The following is a 17390-nucleotide window of genomic DNA, read 5'->3' as shown; positions in this document are numbered from 1 at the left end:
AATGGAAAAATCTAAAAGGTATGTTTTACCGAAAAAAAGAAGTAGAAACTACCCACGAGTTGTGAAAGGGAAACCACAGAAATACCCAAAAAAATGCCAGTCAATCTCTTAACTGACTGGCATTACCTTAAAAGGCGCTTTTTCGTTTCGATTTATTCCGATGGATCAGGTATCAATATCGGCATTCAAGGCATTTTCTTCAATGAAGGCACGACGTGGTTCCACATCATCCCCCATCAGACAAGAGAACATACGGTCTGCTTCAATCGCATCCTGTACCGTCACTTGTAGCATGTTACGGTTTTCTGGATCCATCGTGGTTTCCCACAGCTGGTCTGCGTTCATCTCACCCAGACCTTTATAACGCTGGATCATCATGCCGCGGCGAGAGTCTTGCAGAATGTGCTGCCAAACCTGATGGAAACTGCTGACCTGAATCTTGCGCTCACCTTTCTGTAAATAAGCACCCTCTTCAAGCAGCGTGAACCAGCTTTTCGAATTTTTCAGTAAACGTGCATATTCACTTGAGCTGAGCAGGCTAGCATCTAGCAGATAGTGATGCGGCAGGTTATGCACATAAATCGTAATCCTTGGCAACCAGCTTTCTACCATCTGACCATCAACATCTTTTTCAAAACGTTCCAGGCTCAGTTCAGGACGTAAACTTGGCTGGATTTTTTCAATCGCAGCACGCAGGTCTTCACCCCAGGTTTCCACATAAGCTTTATCTTCCAGCTGATCCAGCTTGAATGCTTCCAGTGAAATCAACGCATCCAGCAAGCTTGCAGGATAACGTACAGTTAAACGTGCCAAACTCTTTTGTGAAGTTTGATAATCAGTAATCACATTGGCCAGAGCTTCCCCACGAATCGCAGGGGCATCAGCACTGATATGCAGTTCCAGCTCATCAATCGCATTCGAAATCAGGTAAGTTTCCAGTGCATCATTGTCCTTGATGTACTGTTCCTGTTTGCCTTTTTTCAGCTTGTACAATGGTGGCTGCGCAATATAGATATGACCACGTTCCACCAGTTCCGGCATTTGACGGAAGAAGAAAGTCAGCAACAACGTACGAATGTGTGAACCATCCACGTCAGCATCGGTCATGATGATGATTTTGTGATAACGCAGCTTGTCCGGGTTATATTCTTCACGACCAATCCCACAGCCGAGTGCCGTAATCAGCGTGCCCACTTCTGCAGAAGAAATCATACGGTCAAAGCGGGCACGTTCCACGTTCAGGATCTTACCTTTTAGCGGCAGAATTGCCTGCATCTTACGGTTACGGCCCTGTTTTGCAGAACCGCCCGCAGAGTCACCTTCGACTAGGTACAGTTCAGATAAAGCTGGATCTTTCTCTTGGCAATCCGCCAGTTTACCTGGAAGACCGGCGATATCCAGCGCGCTCTTACGACGGGTCATTTCACGGGCTTTACGCGCCGCATCACGGGCACGCGCTGCATCAATGATCTTGCCTGCAATTGATTTAGCCGCCTGTGGATTCTCTAACAGATATTCAGAGAAGGCCTTGTTCATGGCCTGCTCAACGGCAGATTTCACTTCACTCGATACCAGTTTTTCTTTGGTTTGTGAAGAGAATTTCGGATCCGGCACTTTTACTGACACAATCGCAGTCAAACCTTCACGCGCATCATCACCTGAAACCACAACTTTTTCTTTTTTCAGGATATTTTCACTGTCCATGTAGTTATTTAAACCACGGGTCAGTGCTGCACGGAAACCGGCTAAGTGAGTACCACCATCCTTTTGCGGGATGTTGTTGGTAAAGCAGCGTACATTTTCCTGATAAGAATCATTCCATTGCAGTGCAACTTCTACACCAATGCCATTTTCCGCCTGAGTGGTGAAATGGAAAATGTCATTCAGGTGGGTTTTACCTTGGTTAATGTACTTAACAAACTCAGCCAAACCGCCTTCATAGTCAAAAATGTATTCGGCATTGATACGTTCGTCACGCAGTACGATTCGTACACCTGCATTCAGGAAGGACAGTTCACGTAAACGACGTGCCAGAATATCGACATTAAAAATGGTCTGACTAAAGGTTTCAGCACTTGGCCAGAAACGCACGCGAGTACCGGTCTTATCGGTCTCACCTACTACTTTTAACGGGAATTGTGGGTCACCATGACGGTATTCCTGTTCATGGATTTTACCGGCACGATGAATAGTTAATTCCAGTTTTTCTGACAACGCATTTACTACGGATACACCTACACCGTGCAGACCGCCAGAAACTTTATAGCTGTTATCATCAAACTTACCGCCAGCATGCAGAATGGTTAGAATCACTTCTGCAGCAGACACGCCTTCTTCAGGGTGAATGTCGGTCGGAATACCACGGCCATTGTCTGATACTGAAACTGATTCATCTTCATGAATAGTCACTAAAATTTCATCACAGTGACCTGCCAGCGCCTCATCAATCGAGTTATCTACGACCTCGAAGACCATGTGGTGTAAGCCGGTACCATCGTCTGTATCACCAATGTACATGCCTGGACGCTTACGTACTGCGTCTAAACCACGTAATACCTTGATGCTAGAGGAATCATAAGCTTTTTCAGTGGTTTGTTCTGTTTGAGAAGCAGCTTGATCTTCTGAACTCATGGTTTCTCCCTAGTGAAATATAGGTTTATCCAAAGATAGGTAAAAATTTAAAAACTATTGCACAACAACTTGAACTGTACCGTTTTCAACATTGAATAACTGATATGAGATAGACAGATCATGTAGGTGCTTTTGTACTGATTCATGGTCTAAAGTGGTAATAAAAACTTGACTACCAAGCTGGCTCAATCGCTCAATTAAACGTTGTTGTGCGGTTAAATCTAATTCTGCTGTCACATCATCTAATAATACCACAGTTTCCTTATTACAAGAATGCAGCATTGCGATTTGCGACAGTTTAAGTGCCATCATTAAAAGCTTTTTTTGTCCTCGGGACAGGATTACATCAGCATCCCCCAAAGGGGTCTTGAGACGCAAATCTGCGCGATGTGGACCATATTCGGTATAGCGTCGTTCTACATCTTTGTCATGGTGATTGGTCAGGTCATTCAGCAGGCCGTTTTCGCTGTGAAAGCCGGGACTGTATTCCAGAGAAATCTCCAGATCAGGCAGTAGATGCTTGAGATCATCCTCAAAAAATGGCTTCCACTGTTCCACGATGCCGACACGCTGGGAATGTAAAATTTCGCCATATTCACTCAGCATCTGGTTCCACGGTTCCAGATCTGACAGGCTTAGAAAACGCTTGGATTTAAGCAGACTGTTCCGCTGTTTTAGGGCCCGTGAATAATATTGCCAGGCATGATAAAACTCTGGTTCCACGTGGAACATTAACCAGTCCAATAACTGACGACGTGGTTTGGCACCATGATCGATAATATCGGTACTTTGTGGATCAAGCAGTTGTAAGGGCAACATCTTGGCAAGCTGACCTTGAGTTGCAATCGCATCGCCATTCACCTTAATCAGCTGTTCCCCACTGGCCATTTTTTGCATGCCGACTTTTTCAGTTTCCGATTGGGCGAACACAATCGCATCCGAGGCGCCATGCTGAATGTAATTTTTCGGGATATGGGTACGAAAGGAACGTCCTGTGGCCAGTAAATGAATAGCTTCCAGTACTGAAGTCTTACCCGAACCATTCTGGCCATAAAAAACATTAAACGGTTGCAATCCCTGGAGTGCAACCGTTTTTAAGTTTCGTACACGTTCAATATGAAGACGCGTAATATGCATAGCGTTGGCTTAGCTCAGCTGTCGCTTAAACACGCATTGGCATCACGACATAGGTCTGATCGGTATGAGATGGATCCTGAACCAGTACAGACTGATTCGCTTCAGTCATGGTCATCGATACATCTTCACCGTCCAGCACACCCAGCACTTCAATCAGGTATTGCGCATTGAATGACATTTCCAGCGGTGCATCTGCATACTGGATCGCCAGATCTTCAATCGCCTCATCCTGTTCCGGGTTATTGGCACGAAGTTGTAATGAACCGGCATTAAAGTTCAGGAATACGCCACGCAGTTTTTCATTACTTAGAATAGCCACACGTTGTAAAGATTGCTTGAACACGTCATGCGCAATAATTACATTCTTGTCGCCACCACGTGGAATCACACGGCGGTAGTCCGGGAATTTACCGTCAATCAGTTTCGTAGTGAAACGAACTGTGATATCGGTCTGTTCTTTATCACGGCTGGCCATGCGAATGGTCACATTCAATAATTCACGACCAATCAGCAGAGAAAGCTGCTCATCTTCAACGCTTAATAAACGTTGCAATTCAGCGACTGCCTTACGTGGAACAATGGCTTGAATCGGTTGAGTTGCTGTCGATTGTGCTGCTGTTTCACACAGTGCCAAGCGGTGACCATCTGTCGTTACCGCACGAAGCTGATTGGCGTCAATTTCAAGTAAAGTACCGGTCAGGTAGAAACGCACATCCTGCACTGCCATTGCGAAAGCCGTTTTTTCAAACAGACGCTTTAATTCGCGCTGAGTCACAGTCACTTGCGTGCCTTGAGTATTTTCAGTATTCAGTAATGGATAGTCATCCGCAGGCAAAGTACCGAGCACAAAACGACTATTTCCAGATTTCAGGATACAACGCTGGTCATCGGTAATTTGCAGGTCGATCAGGGCTGCTGATGGCAAAGATTTACAGATATCAATCAGCTTACGTGCTGGAACAGTGGTTTCACCGGCTTGCAGGCATGCACCTTCAGCCAACTGTGTGCTGGCAACCAGTTCCACTTCCAGATCCGAACCGGTGACGGTCAAAGCTTCAGCAGTCACCTGGATTTTCAGGTTTGAAAGAATATTTAAGGTATGGCGACGTTCAACCGCTCCTACGACATGTGAGAGAACATTCAGTAAGCTTTCTTTCGCGATTTTTAAACGCACGGTACATTCCTCTAAAGCTGAAGATTAATAAGATAAAAGTTGAATTTTTAGCAGTTAACTATGCGGCAAAACAGGCCGCATAGCAAGAACAGAATTTGAGCGTTTTAGGTCAACTCTGCAACAGGCGTTGCAGGTTTTTATAGTCCTCATTGAAGATCGGATCTTCTTCACGCAAGCTTTGCACTTTTTCGCAGGCATGCATGACTGTACTGTGATCTCGACCACCAAAAGCCATACCAATTTCCGGGAAACTGTCTCCAGTCAGTTCACGTGCCAGACCCATTGCAAGCTGACGTGGACGGGCATAAATACGGGTACGTTTTGGACCTACCAGCTCTTTAAGCGGAATGCGAAAATACTCACTCACTACACGCTGGATATTTTCAGTACTGATGGTACGGGCACGAATTGCGAGGACATCTTTCAAAGACTCACGTACCACATCCAGATCAATCGGCGTTCCTTTAAAACGCGAGATCGCCACCACTTTATTAAGCGCACCTTCAAGTTCACGGACGTTCGCTACCACTTGTTGGGCGATAAATAGCGCACAGTTACGTGGTAAGTCTACACCAGTGTTTTCAGCTTTTTTCAGCAAGATTTCAATACGAGTTTCAATATCGGGTGGTTCCACACCCACAGAAAGTCCCCAGGAAAAACGTGAAACCAGACGTGGATCCAGTTCGGTCAATTCTTTAGGGTAACGATCCGAGGTCAGGATAATTTGCTTCGATTCATCCAATAGCGCGTTAAAGGTATAGAAGAATTCAACCAGACTGGCTTCTTTACCTGCCAGCAAATGAATATCATCGACTAGCAAAAGATCCAATGAACGGCAGTTTTTTTTGAACTCTTCAACCTTGCCCTGTTGTAGGGAACTGACAAAATCCTGCACAAAGCTTTCCGCAGTCATATACATTACGCGGGCATTGGGTTTTGCCTGTAATAATGCATTCCCGACTGCCTGCATCAAGTGGGTTTTACCCAGACCAGTCGGACCATATAAAAATAGCGGGTTATGTTGTGAAGCCCCGAGTTGGGTTAACACCTTACGACAGGTTTCAGCTGCCATCTGGTTAGAACGACCTTCAACAAATAACGAAAACGTAAATAAAGGGTTCAGCTGACGTTTACGGCTATTTTTGCCTGAATCTTCTTTTTCTTTCTTAGGACGCGGTGCTGGCGCAACCACAGGTGCAGATTCCAAAGCCGCTGTTGTCGTCGCTGGCTGTTCACTGGCAGATAAAATTGCACCTGGACGTGAATCCACCAGAATTTCAACTTTACGTACGCGACCTTCAGACAGCTGTTCGGCCAAAATCGAAATCAGTTCCAGATGATGCTCTTGAATGTAGCGCGTCCAATACGGATTAGGTGCATAAAGACGCAGGGTATCGTCCAGCTCTTCTGCAACCAACGGGCGAATCCACATTGTAAAGACATTTCCAGAGAGCTCTTGTCGCAAGCGATTTAAGCAGTCTGTCCAAAGCATGTGAATCCCCTATTCATTCCATTGTTAATCAAAAAGGCTGACCGCGACCAAAGCGGGTCGCCATTCTAACCAAGTTATCCACATCTGTCATGGCAATTTCCACAGATTTTGCGCAAAAAGCAGTCATGGTGGATAAATTTAAATTTAAAAAGCTGGTGTGGATAAGTTTATCCGCAAGCTGTGGATAAAATATAACACAAAGTTATCCACAAAGTATAAAATTAATAAAAACAGTTTTATCCACAAACTAAGTTTTTGTTTATTTAATACAAAATTAGCTTTTCCACAGAAAAAGTCCACCCTAATAGTAATAAATTTAAATTTATAAATTTGAATTTATTTATAAGATTCGATTCTTTTGTGGATAACTGAGAAAAGTTTAAATTTAAATTCAAAACTCATGGGTTAAATTTAGATTTCACACAAGTTGTGGATAACTATGTTGATATAAGTGTTAATAACTTATATTTAATTTTAAAACAAATAGTTATATTGTGGTTAACTTATATATAGGTATTTGAATACAATTTTTTTAATCCCTATTTACAATTTTGATTTCAGTCTTATTTGAAAAGAAAGTGGCTTTTGCATTGACAGCTCAAGCAATGAGCACTAAAATCGCGGACCTTTATAGAAAGATCATTTTTGGAGTTTCAATATGAAACGTACATTCCAACCATCTGAATTAAAGCGTAAACGCGTTCATGGTTTCCGTGCTCGTATGGCTACTAAAGCTGGTCGTCAAGTTCTAGCTCGCCGTCGTGCAAAAGGTCGTCACAGCTTAACTGTTTAATCAGTTAGGCTTTGCCGATTTTGGGTGTTATGACTACACTTTATAGTTTTGGTACAGAGCTTCGTTTACGCTGTGCTGCAGATTATAAAGGAGTCTTTGATGGTGCGCTTTTTAAAGTGCATCAACCCCATTTCCTTTTTCTTGCAAAACATTCCGAACTGCCAAACAGCCGTTTGGGTTTAGTTGTTGCCAAGAAAAAAGTGCGCCGTGCGCACGAACGAAATCGAGTAAAACGACTTGCTCGCGAAAGTTTTCGCCTGCATCAACAGCAACTAGATGATTTGGATATTGTGGTTATGCCTAAAGTAGGTATAGAAGCAGTGCCGAACGCAGAGTTGCATCAGCAATTACAATTTGCCTGGCAGAAACTCAACCGTCTTGCCAAAAAGCATTCCAAAATAGCATCATCCTCCCCACAAAAGTAGAGATGGCCAATGGTACGTTTACTGCATTGGTTAATACGTTTCTATCAGATTGCGATTAGTCCTTTATTGGGACCACGCTGTCGTTATATTCCAACATGTTCTCAATATTCCTTGGAAGCAGTCCATACACATGGAGCTGTACGTGGTGTGTGGCTGGCTACTAAGCGTATTTGCCGTTGTCATCCGTGGGGTGGCTCTGGATATGATCCGGTTCCCCCGAAAGCGATTCGTTTTATTTCATTTCAGCAAATAGATTCTCAAACGCTTCACGTTGCTGTACCCTTTCGTGATCGTTTATTGAACCAAAATCACTCTAACCACTTGGGGTAATACATATGCAACAATGGGCCAGGATTGCAATTCTCGGAGCCATGTTTGTTGTCGCATATTTGCTCATTTTGGCGTGGCAAAAAGATTATGGCAATGCTGAAACCAAACCACAGCAAGAAGCTGCGGTTGTTTCACATGAAGTATCTGCAGATTTGCCAAATGCTCAGACGGCGACGACCGCCTCTGATCTGCCACAAGCAAATATGCCAGCGCAGCAAGCAACGGATGCCACCGCACCTGTAAGTCAGCAGCTTATTTCAGTACAAACTGACCTTTATCATCTTTGGATCAATCCTAAAGGTGGTGATATTGTTCGTGTTGAATTACTCAATCATGACAAGAATAAAGACAGCGATGAACCGTTCGTTATGCTGGAAAGCGATGCGAAACGGACTTATGTCGCCCAGTCGGGTCTGATCGGTCTGAATGGACCGGACAGCAGCCGTAATGGCCGTCCAACCTATGAGTTGGAAAAAACGGTTTATACACTGGCAGATGCCAAAGCCGCTAAAAATAAAGATGGCGAAACTGTCAAAGTACTTTCTGTACCTATGGTCTTTAAAACGGCTGATGGTGTAGAAGTCATTAAAACCTTCAACTTTACTGAAGGTGAATATCCGGTAGTTGTGAATCACAAAGTGGTCAACCGCAGCGGCCAGACCTGGCAAGGTCAGATGTTCGGTCAGATCAAACGTGACAATTCCGAAGATCCTGGTAAATCTGATCAGGGTATCTTCACACTGGGAACGTTCCTGGGCGGCGCTTGGGGTACACCGGATGAAAACTACAACAAGTTAAAATTTGACAACTTTGTTGAAGAAAAACTGAATACCGAAGCCAAAGGTGGCTGGGTTGCAATGGTTCAGCACTACTTCGTGAGTGCCTGGGTGCCAGGTAACCTGAAATTGACTCAAGCCAATGGTGAAGCCTACAGTGCGAAGCTGGAATCACGTAAATCAACTGATAACATGAATATCATTGGTTTTACTTCTCCAACTTTCAATGTGCCTGCAGGCACCGTAGCTGAAATCGATGCGACCTTCTACTCTGGTCCAAAAGTTCAATCGGAGCTGAAAGACCTAGCGACTGGTCTGAACCAGACTGTAGATTATGGCTGGTTATGGCCAATTGCCAAACTGCTGTTTGTTGGTCTTGAGTTCTTCCATGGTCTAGTGGGTAACTGGGGCTGGGCAATCATCCTGTTAACCGTACTGGTGAAACTGATCCTGTGGCCATTGTCGTCGAAGAGCTACCGCTCTATGGCGAAAATGCGTGTGATTGCACCTGAAATGCAACGCATGAAAGAAGAGTTCGGTGAAGACCGTATGCGCTTCTCTCAGGAAATGATGGCACTGTACAAACGTGAGCAGGTGAATCCACTTGCTGGTTGTTTACCACTGTTACTGCAAATGCCAATTTTCCTGGCACTGTACTGGGTACTGATGGAATCTGTAGAACTGCGCCATGCACCATGGATGTTCTGGATCCAAGATTTATCTTCAATGGATCCTTGGTTCATCCTGCCATTGATCATGGGTGCGACCATGTATATTCAGCAGATGCTGAATCCGCAGCCAACTGATCCAATGCAGGCGAAAGTGTTCAAGATTATGCCAGTGATCTTTACAGTATTCTTGCTGTTCTTCCCGGCAGGTCTGGTGTTGTACTGGATTGTGAACAACTTGATCACGATCTTGCAGCAAACACTGATCAACAAGTCTGTTGCCAAAGACCGTGCTAAACGCGATGAGGCAACACCAGTCAACTAAGTTGTACTGATGGGCTGAATAAATCCGCTTAAGATGGTAATCTTGAGCGGATTTTTTTTGCTGTATTTTTAAGTTTTTCTAGGTGAATGTTATGCTCGACCGAACTACGATTGCTGCGATTGCAACTCCCCCAGGACGTGGCGGTGTAGGTGTCATTCGCCTATCGGGTCCCAAGTCTTATGAAATTGCCCAGGCCTTGAGCCAAAAAGATTTGCCCAAAGCCCGTTTTGCCGGGTTCCGTCAGTTCTATGATGCAGCCGGTGAAGTAATGGATGAAGGTCTGGTGATCTGCTTCCCGAATCCGAATTCCTTTACTGGTGAAGATGTAGTAGAACTGCAAGGTCATGGTGGCCCGGTGATTCAGAATGCCCTGTTGGGCCGTTTGCTGGAACTGGGTGCCACTGCAGCCAAAGCCGGTGAATTCTCGATGCGTGCCTTTGAGAATGGCAAGCTGGATCTGGTACAGGCTGAAGCCATTGCCGATCTGATTGATGCGACCTCCCAAGCGGCTGCCCGGTCTGCAGTCCGTTCTCTACAAGGGGCATTCTCGACTAAGGTCAATACGGTATTAGAACAGCTGATTCATTTGCGTTTGCATGTCGAAGCGGCGATTGATTTTCCGGAAGAAGAAATTGACTTCCTGGCGGATGGCAAGATTTTAAATCTGCTGGATGGCGTGGCGAATGCCGTCACTCAGGTTCAGCAATCTGCACGTCAGGGTCAGTTACTGCGCGAAGGTCTACAAGTGGTGATTGCCGGTAAACCGAATGCAGGTAAATCTTCCTTGCTCAATGCCCTAGCAGGTAATGAACGTGCGATTGTGACCGATATTGCCGGGACAACCCGTGATGTATTGCATGAAAAGATCACATTGAATGGCCTGCCGATTACCCTGACCGATACTGCTGGTCTGCGGGAAACCGGCGATATCGTGGAAAAAGAAGGCATTCGCCGCGCAATTAAAGAAATTGAACAGGCCGATCTGCTGTTGCTGGTTTATGACCTGAGCCAAGGTGATGACCCATTACAACTCGCTCAAGAATATTTTGCCGAACATCTCGAGCCGAAACGTCTGGTCCTGATCGGGAACAAAGCGGATTTGACCGGTGCCGATGCTGTCATGGGAGATTTTAAGGGCTTCCGTCATATTACTGTCTCAGCCAAGCAGGAAACTGGCGTTCAATCGCTCATAGATGCGATTACGGCGCATGCAGGCTTCCAGCCTGAAGAAGATACCTTTATTGCCCGTACCCGCCATTTAGACGCAATGAAGCGCACTCAGATGTACCTAGCTGAAGCCCGTGAGCAACTTGTAGTGTATAACGCAGGTGAACTGGTCGCAGAGTCTTTACGTCTGGCACAAAATGCGCTGGGCGAAATTACGGGTGACTTTAGTGCGGATGACCTGCTGGGCAAGATCTTTGGATCGTTCTGTATTGGAAAATAATCCTTAAGTTATATAAAAAAGCCCTCAAATGTGGGCTTTTTTATTAGGCTTTTAGCTGCAATTTTTGATGCCATAACCAAAGGATTAGACAGAGTGCACTGATCGCCACACAGAAACTGATCACGGCAAATCCTAAGCCGAAGTGATCAGCCAGATACCCCACCGCGATAATCGGCACAATCGTGCCCAAATAGCCAATAAACAGGTAAGTCGACATCACGGCTGCCCGATTTTGCAAGGTTGTGATCGCATGAATCACACCGAATGCGCCCATTAAGGCAAAACCATGTCCAATCCCGAATAAGATATCACTGGCGAAGAACAAGATACTTGCTTTAAGGATCATACAAAGAGCAAGGCTAACCAAGCTCACCAGCATAATCATCAAGCCAATATTCAGACATTTCTTTGCAGGAACAGCTTTAGCAAAGAACTGCACCACAGCAGAAATCAGCAAAATGCAGGTAATGGCGGTACCACTGACCAAAGGACCATGCCAAGGTAAGATATCCTGCACAAAAGACGGTGACAGTGAAGCAAATAAACTGAAAGCAGCAAAGGCATTAAATGCAGTCAATCCCACAATCATGAATACAGCATGATACTGAGGTTCAGGACGCAGTAATTTCGGTGCAATACTAAAAGGCTGGCGTTCAAAAGCAGGTGTTTTTAGCCAGAATAATCCGACAAAACACAGCACTGCCCCAAGAATAATTGGGAGGTATGGAGTAATTAATGGGGTTTGAGAGAACTGCGCAATTACCCCACCCACAAACGGCCCCAAACCAAAACCTATAGCCGTCAGAATCGATACCAGTTGTGGTGCAAGCTGCTTATGAGTTTCTGGAATGGTTTGCATCATGCCTAGCATTGCTGAAGTGGTCATCAGACCTGAAGCAATACCAATGATAAAACGACCCACCGACAAAATCAGCGCATTCTCGGCAAAGACTGAAATGACCAAGCCAATGCTAATAAATACCAGACCAATTTGCAGGGTTCTTAAGAAACCAATCGTGTTGCTGGTACGTCCCAGGAATAACAAGGTACCCAGACAGCCAAACATATAGGCGACAAAAATATAGGTAATCTGGCTTGGCGATAAATGCCAGATCTGTTGATAAATGGGATAAAGCGGACTTGCCAGTGCTGTACCGATGGTACCCATAATCAATGCAAGACTGACCATGGCGAAAGGTCGCCATGAGATATTTTCTGTCATGTAGCTGCCGTAAAAGTTTCACCACATTTTAAAAAGAATGATGTGGAAGAAAGAAGAGAATGGGGGGCAGTGTATCGGTTAGATGAAAAAGCGGTCAATTATCTTGCTGTAAAGAAAACAAAAATGTTGAGCTAAACAATTAGCCATAACGCTTTAATAATTTTAAAAACTCAGCCAGTTCTTCTTCATTAACCACAGCTTCTCCAATGACATGCTCTCTTAAATGGGTCTCGATCAACTCATTCATCAAACCGTTTATAGCACCTTTAATGGCTGCAACCTGTTGCAAGACCTGAATACAACCCGCTTCAGGATTCTGGAGAGACTGCTCTACGGCGTTCATCTGACCTTGCAAGCGCCGTACCCGGTTTAATATTTTTTTATCATCATGTACATGACTCACCACAAATCTCCAAAAATAAATATACTAGGGGGGAGTATTAATAACAGTTCCCTTTTATGCAAAAACATACCGCCAATTCGCACAGCCATCAATTTGATGAAGGTAATCCACTCGCACAGAAAAAGATTCTGTTTGCCACGATTCTGACCGCCGTCATGATGGTGCTGGAAGTATTAGGGGGATGGATCTTCCAGTCAATGGCTTTGCTTGCCGATGGCTGGCATATGGGCTCGCATGTATTGGCCTTGGGGCTGGCTTACTTTGCCTATAAAGCGGCCCGCCATTATACGAATGACCCTCGCTTTAATATGGGTACCTGGCGGATTGAAATTCTGGCCAGTTATAGCAGTGCAATTTTATTGCTTGTGGTAGCCGGTTTTATGGCGATTCATTCAGTAGAACGTCTATTTTCGCCAGTTCAGATTCATTATAACGAAGCCATTCCAATCGCGATTTTAGGACTATTGATTAATCTGGCCTGTGCCTGGTTGCTGCATGATGATGGGCACCATCACCATCACCATGATCATCATCATGGGCATTCCCATCACGAGCATGATAATAATCATGGTCATCATGACTTGAACCATAAAGCGGCCTTTCTGCATGTGGTTGCTGATGCTGTAACTTCTGTTCTGGCGATTATTGCCCTATTTGCCGGAAAATATATGGGCTGGGATTTTCTCGATGCAGTACTGGGACTGGTCGGCTCAATCCTGATTGCACGCTGGGCGATTGGCCTGTTAAAGCAAAGTGCCAAGACTTTACTGGATGCCGATATGGATGCCCCAGTGGTCGAAGAAATACGTGAAGTCATTGCTGAATATGGGAATGATCTGCATTTAACTGACCTGCATGTATCGAGAGTCGGTAAAGGTAAATTTTCCTGTTTTGTTGCCGTTCAAACGGGAATCCCCATTAGTGCTGATCAAATCCGTGAGGCGATCTCTATTCATGAAGAAATCGTGCATATCTCGGTAGAAGTCAATCAGCATTAAAGGGTCAATGTTCCACGTGAAACATAACTGATTGATCAGTTCGATTTGAACATCAGGCTACATAAAATAGTCAGAATTTTCTTTTTAAAAAGACTAAAATCGGAACACATTTAACTTGGACCTGAGCAGGACATTCATGCAAATAAGAAATATGCTGCTGGCTTTGACCCTATTCCCTGGCCTCAGCTTTGCCAATGTGGATACGGTTAAAGCCAATCTGGCAAAAAACAGTCCCAACCTGAAAATTGAAAATATTCAGCCTACCGAAATGAAAGGAATCTATAGTGGTTCCATGCAGGGACAGATTGTCTATCTGAATGAAGATGCCCAGCATCTCCTAGCCGGTTCAATGTTTCGGATCCAGGACCAGCATAATCTGACTCAGGATTTATTACTCAAACAAAACAGTGTCGACTGGAAAAAGTTACCGCTTCAGGATGCAATTAAATCAGTCAGAGGGACAGGAAAACGTCAGCTTGCCATCTTTTCTGACCCAAATTGCCCGTATTGTAAACAACTTGAAGTAGAGCTGAAAAAACTTAAAGATGTCACCATTTATACCTTCATCCTGCCTTTAAAACAGCAGTCAATTGCGCCATCTAAACAAGTTTATTGTGAAAAAAATCCGACTCAAGCTTGGGAAGACCTAATTGGTCAAGGTATACAGCCTAAATCGAAAAAGAGCTGTGCCAACCCGATTGAACGTAATAAACAGCTGGCACAATCACTCGGTGTAAATGGCACACCAGCAATTATATTCTCGAATGGTTTTAAGGTTATGGGCGCTCAGCCAGCAGAACAGATTGAACAAGGCTTCAAAGAATTCGGCCTGTAAAATTCTGACCATGATCAGCAAATAAAAAAAGAGCACCTATCTAGGCGCTCTTTTTTTATGAAAGAAACTTATTCCAAGCAGAGCTTAGATCCGTTTACGTTTAGTCACCATATTGTAGATAAACAGGATGACTATGGCACCGATCACTGAAGCAATGAAGCCTGCGGCAGAATCTTGGGAGTACAAGCCCAGCATACGTCCGGCAAAGGTCGCAACCAGTGAACCGGCAATCCCTAGCAGGGTCGTAACAATGAATCCAGCCTTGTCATCACCAGGATGAATTGCGCGTGCAACCAGACCCGCAATAAAACCCACTACAATTGCAACGATAATTGACCACATCAGCATACTCCTTGTTATCATGTCTTTGTTTTTACATCAGGTTTATCTTGCGGCAAGAAAAGCCCTGAAAAAAGTCATGTCCTGCAACGGGCTGTTGCGTTTTTGTTTGCTGTGTTACTGAAATGATTCAAGAAATAAAAAAAGTGGCACGAAGCCACTTCTTTTAAACCGGTTCTTAAAGACCGATTTCACCAATAAATGGAATATGACGGTATTTTTGATCATAGTCCAGGCCATAACCGACAATGAACTTGTCTTCGACTTCAAAGCCCAGGAATTTTACTTCCAGCTCGATTTCACGACGTGAAGGTTTGCTCACCAAAGTGCACAGTTCAATTGAATTTGGCTGACGGGTTTGCAGGATTTCCAGGACTTTGCTTAAGGTATTACCTGAGTCAATAATATCTTCAACCACTAGCACATCTTTACCACGGATTTCACCGTCCAGATCTTTCAGGATTTTGACATCACGGCTCGAAATCGTACCGCCGCCGTAGCTGGATACAGTCATGAAGTCGAGTTCATGTGGCTTGGTAATGGCACGACACAAGTCTGCCATGAAAATCACTGAACCGCGTAACAAACCGATAAGTACAAGCTCTTTGTCACTATTGGCATAGTGTGCATCGATTTTAGCACCAAGCTCTTTGACTTTAGCTTGAATTTCTTCAGCGGAAATCATTACGCTCATTTGAACGGTCATGGGTAGATACCTAAAAAATAAAAATAGCAAAATAAAAAAGGTGTTGACCTGCAACACCTGAATTGCAGCAATTTTAATACATCCTTGCTTGAGATGCACCTGTTTTACTTGCTGTAAATGTAATCAATTTTTGGGCTGCTGTGAATCTCTCTTCAGCGCAAAGGCACAGACAGCGACGATTGCAGCCAAAATGATCCTGCGCTGACGCGATTTATTGGGCTTTGACATAGACAGCCTGTCCATAGACATAGGTTGCTGCAATATTACGGTCATCCCCCAGCATGGTCAGTGCAAAAAAGGTATCTTCAATATTTTTGGCCCTGCTCTGGCGTAGTTGTTGTAAAGCGGTGGCATTAAGATCCAGCACCACAAAGTCTGCTTCTTTGCCCACATTGAAATTCCCCAAGCGGTCATCCAGACTTAAGGCTTTCGCACCACCTAGGGTTGCATGATATAGCGACTCAAAAGCCGAAAGTTTTTCTCCTTGCAGCTGTTGCACTTTATAAGCCTCATTTAGGGTTTGGAGCTGGTTAAAGGAGGTTCCTGCCCCGATATCAGTACCCAAGCCGACTTTCACGCCTTTATCCCAGGCTTTCTTCAGTGGAAACAAGCCGCTACCCAGGAACAGGTTTGAGGTTGGGCAGAAGGCAATCGCAGAGTCGGTTTGATGCATGCAATCCCACTCCCCTTCTTCCAGATGCACACAATGGGCAAATACGGATTTAGCGCCGGTCAGTCCATAATGATGATAGACATCCAGATAGCCTTCACGTTCCGGAAAGAGTTCTTTTACCCAGGCAATCTCGTTTTTATTTTCACTAAGATGAGTATGGACATAAATATCTGGATATTCGACTTTTAACTGCCCTGCTTTTTCCAGCTGTTCAGGCGTTGAGGTCGGAGCAAAACGTGGCGTAATCGCATAAAGATTACGTCCTTTACCATGCCATTTCTCAATCAGGGCTTTGGAGTCGCTATAGGCAGATTCTGCAGTATCCGTCAGGGCTTCAGGTGCATGGCGGTCCATTAGCACTTTACCGGCAATCAGACGCATATTCTGTGCTGTAGCCGCTTCGAACAGTGCTTCTACCGAGGCTGGATGAACGGTACAGAACACCAAAGCTGTGGTTGTACCATTTTTCAGCAATTCCTGAATAAAGAACTGTGCAATTTTCTGGCTATACGCCGGATCCTGAAACTGGATCTCAGTCGGGAAGGTATAAGTATTTAACCATTCTAGTAGCTGTTCCCCATAAGCACCGACCATTTCAGTTTGCGGGAAATGGATATGGGTATCGATCATACCCGGAATGATGAGCTGTTCAGGATAATAAGTAATATCCAGACCTTCAGGGAGCTGCTGCTGACCTTCCTGCCAGGAACCAAACCACTGGATTATTCCATTTTTTATGATGAGTAAACCATCTTCTATATAACGCACTTGGTCGTGAATTTCACGTGCTTGGGCAACTGTATTCTGGATATCGAGGAAACGACCACGGATAGCTGTCGTCGCAATGTAAGAAGACATTGAAAACCTGCACTTTGTAATTTTTTCGATTGATTGTAGCTGAAAAGTTCTAGCCTGTATGGGAAATACACAACTAAAAATCCCCAAATTTTAACAATGCAAAATAGCGGCCAAGATCAAAGCAATTATCACGAGATTTTTAAATTAGATTTAAATAA

16 protein-coding genes are annotated in these 17390 nt (G+C 44.5%); 7 read left to right on the top strand and 9 right to left on the bottom strand.

Features of this window, described 5'->3' with window-relative positions:
• Positions 1-165: 165 nt before the first annotated feature.
• The 4 genes from gyrB to dnaA all read right to left on the bottom strand — a co-directional run bounded on the left by gyrB (position 166) and on the right by dnaA (position 6434).
• Positions 166-2631, bottom strand: a complete 2466-nt coding sequence (gyrB, locus tag FTV14_RS12760; RefSeq protein WP_159124283.1) for a DNA topoisomerase (ATP-hydrolyzing) subunit B — start codon at positions 2629-2631, stop codon at positions 166-168.
• Positions 2632-2685: 54 nt separating this feature from the next.
• A complete protein-coding gene (gene recF / locus FTV14_RS12755) occupies positions 2686-3768 on the bottom strand; it encodes a DNA replication/repair protein RecF (RefSeq protein WP_166139276.1) in 1083 nt (360 codons plus the stop codon).
• Positions 3769-3793: 25 nt separating this feature from the next.
• The gene (gene dnaN / locus FTV14_RS12750) at positions 3794-4942 is read right to left on the bottom strand and encodes a DNA polymerase III subunit beta (RefSeq protein ID WP_159124285.1); all 1149 of its coding nucleotides are present in this window, start codon (positions 4940-4942) and stop codon (positions 3794-3796) included.
• 109 nt (positions 4943-5051) lie between these two features.
• Positions 5052-6434 (bottom strand): chromosomal replication initiator protein DnaA, encoded by a 1383-nt coding sequence (dnaA, locus tag FTV14_RS12745; protein WP_004780349.1) that lies wholly within the window; start codon positions 6432-6434, stop codon positions 5052-5054.
• Between the two features lie 658 nt (positions 6435-7092).
• Here dnaA and rpmH point away from each other — a divergent pair.
• The 5 genes from rpmH to mnmE all read left to right on the top strand — a co-directional run bounded on the left by rpmH (position 7093) and on the right by mnmE (position 11198).
• The gene (rpmH, locus tag FTV14_RS12740; protein ID WP_000831329.1) at positions 7093-7227 is read left to right on the top strand and encodes a 50S ribosomal protein L34; all 135 of its coding nucleotides are present in this window, start codon (positions 7093-7095) and stop codon (positions 7225-7227) included.
• A gap of 29 nt (positions 7228-7256) precedes the next feature.
• Complete coding sequence (rnpA, locus tag FTV14_RS12735; RefSeq protein ID WP_034706193.1) at positions 7257-7652, top strand: ribonuclease P protein component; 396 nt, start codon at positions 7257-7259, stop codon at positions 7650-7652.
• A gap of 9 nt (positions 7653-7661) precedes the next feature.
• On the top strand, positions 7662-7982 hold the full coding sequence (gene yidD, locus FTV14_RS12730) for a membrane protein insertion efficiency factor YidD (RefSeq protein ID WP_005233127.1): 321 nt from the start codon (positions 7662-7664) through the stop codon (positions 7980-7982).
• Between the two features lie 5 nt (positions 7983-7987).
• Positions 7988-9751, top strand: coding sequence for a membrane protein insertase YidC (yidC, locus tag FTV14_RS12725; RefSeq protein WP_180018422.1), 1764 nt, complete (start codon positions 7988-7990; stop codon positions 9749-9751).
• A 91-nt stretch (positions 9752-9842) separates the two neighbouring features.
• Positions 9843-11198 carry a tRNA uridine-5-carboxymethylaminomethyl(34) synthesis GTPase MnmE gene (mnmE, locus tag FTV14_RS12720; RefSeq protein WP_180018420.1) on the top strand — a complete coding sequence of 452 codons (1356 nt, stop codon included), beginning with the start codon at positions 9843-9845 and terminating at the stop codon, positions 11196-11198.
• 43 nt (positions 11199-11241) lie between these two features.
• Here mnmE and FTV14_RS12715 read toward each other — a convergent pair whose 3' ends face one another.
• Both FTV14_RS12715 and FTV14_RS12710 read right to left on the bottom strand, forming a co-directional pair.
• Positions 11242-12387 carry an MFS transporter gene (locus tag FTV14_RS12715; protein ID WP_179993070.1) on the bottom strand — a complete coding sequence of 382 codons (1146 nt, stop codon included), beginning with the start codon at positions 12385-12387 and terminating at the stop codon, positions 11242-11244.
• 172 nt (positions 12388-12559) lie between these two features.
• Entirely contained in the window at positions 12560-12823 is a 264-nt protein-coding gene (locus tag FTV14_RS12710) for a metal/formaldehyde-sensitive transcriptional repressor (protein WP_180053997.1), read from the bottom strand.
• 56 nt (positions 12824-12879) lie between these two features.
• On the opposite strand from FTV14_RS12710, the gene dmeF reads away from it, so the two are divergent.
• Together dmeF and FTV14_RS12700 are read left to right on the top strand one after the other, a co-directional pair.
• Positions 12880-13821 carry a CDF family Co(II)/Ni(II) efflux transporter DmeF gene (dmeF, locus tag FTV14_RS12705; protein WP_180053996.1) on the top strand — a complete coding sequence of 314 codons (942 nt, stop codon included), beginning with the start codon at positions 12880-12882 and terminating at the stop codon, positions 13819-13821.
• 136 nt (positions 13822-13957) lie between these two features.
• Positions 13958-14656, top strand: coding sequence for a DsbC family protein (locus tag FTV14_RS12700; RefSeq protein ID WP_034704590.1), 699 nt, complete (start codon positions 13958-13960; stop codon positions 14654-14656).
• Positions 14657-14740: 84 nt separating this feature from the next.
• Here FTV14_RS12700 and FTV14_RS12695 read toward each other — a convergent pair whose 3' ends face one another.
• The 3 genes from FTV14_RS12695 to guaD all read right to left on the bottom strand — a co-directional run bounded on the left by FTV14_RS12695 (position 14741) and on the right by guaD (position 17232).
• Entirely contained in the window at positions 14741-14998 is a 258-nt protein-coding gene (locus tag FTV14_RS12695; RefSeq protein ID WP_005233088.1) for a GlsB/YeaQ/YmgE family stress response membrane protein, read from the bottom strand.
• Between the two features lie 175 nt (positions 14999-15173).
• Positions 15174-15701, bottom strand: coding sequence for a hypoxanthine phosphoribosyltransferase (gene hpt / locus FTV14_RS12690; protein ID WP_004780337.1), 528 nt, complete (start codon positions 15699-15701; stop codon positions 15174-15176).
• A gap of 211 nt (positions 15702-15912) precedes the next feature.
• Positions 15913-17232: a guanine deaminase gene (gene guaD / locus FTV14_RS12685; protein WP_180053995.1), complete on the bottom strand. Its 1320-nt coding sequence runs from the start codon at positions 17230-17232 to the stop codon at positions 15913-15915.
• Between the last annotated feature and the right edge of the window lie 158 nt (positions 17233-17390).

The organism is Acinetobacter sp. YH12236, assembly GCF_013417645.1.
Classification (GTDB): domain Bacteria; phylum Pseudomonadota; class Gammaproteobacteria; order Pseudomonadales; family Moraxellaceae; genus Acinetobacter.
Note: the sequence above shows the minus strand (reverse complement) of the source record. Positions and strands in the feature narration are given on the sequence as shown.

What these genes read in the sequence shown, in the direction of transcription:
- gyrB (WP_159124283.1), bottom strand. Translation starts at nt 2,631, where the DNA reads ATGAGTTCAGAAGATCAAGCTGCTTCTCAAACAGAACAAACCACTGAA.
- recF (WP_166139276.1), bottom strand. Translation starts at nt 3,768, where the DNA reads ATGCATATTACGCGTCTTCATATTGAACGTGTACGAAACTTAAAAACG.
- dnaA (WP_004780349.1), bottom strand. Translation starts at nt 6,434, where the DNA reads ATGCTTTGGACAGACTGCTTAAATCGCTTGCGACAAGAGCTCTCTGGA.
- rpmH (WP_000831329.1), top strand. Translation starts at nt 7,093, where the DNA reads ATGAAACGTACATTCCAACCATCTGAATTAAAGCGTAAACGCGTTCAT.
- rnpA (WP_034706193.1), top strand. Translation starts at nt 7,257, where the DNA reads ATGACTACACTTTATAGTTTTGGTACAGAGCTTCGTTTACGCTGTGCT.
- yidD (WP_005233127.1), top strand. Translation starts at nt 7,662, where the DNA reads ATGGTACGTTTACTGCATTGGTTAATACGTTTCTATCAGATTGCGATT.
- yidC (WP_180018422.1), top strand. Translation starts at nt 7,988, where the DNA reads ATGCAACAATGGGCCAGGATTGCAATTCTCGGAGCCATGTTTGTTGTC.
- mnmE (WP_180018420.1), top strand. Translation starts at nt 9,843, where the DNA reads ATGCTCGACCGAACTACGATTGCTGCGATTGCAACTCCCCCAGGACGT.
- FTV14_RS12715 (WP_179993070.1), bottom strand. Translation starts at nt 12,387, where the DNA reads ATGGTCAGTCTTGCATTGATTATGGGTACCATCGGTACAGCACTGGCA.
- dmeF (WP_180053996.1), top strand. Translation starts at nt 12,880, where the DNA reads ATGCAAAAACATACCGCCAATTCGCACAGCCATCAATTTGATGAAGGT.
- FTV14_RS12700 (WP_034704590.1), top strand. Translation starts at nt 13,958, where the DNA reads ATGCAAATAAGAAATATGCTGCTGGCTTTGACCCTATTCCCTGGCCTC.
- FTV14_RS12695 (WP_005233088.1), bottom strand. Translation starts at nt 14,998, where the DNA reads ATGTGGTCAATTATCGTTGCAATTGTAGTGGGTTTTATTGCGGGTCTG.
- hpt (WP_004780337.1), bottom strand. Translation starts at nt 15,701, where the DNA reads ATGACCGTTCAAATGAGCGTAATGATTTCCGCTGAAGAAATTCAAGCT.
- guaD (WP_180053995.1), bottom strand. Translation starts at nt 17,232, where the DNA reads ATGTCTTCTTACATTGCGACGACAGCTATCCGTGGTCGTTTCCTCGAT.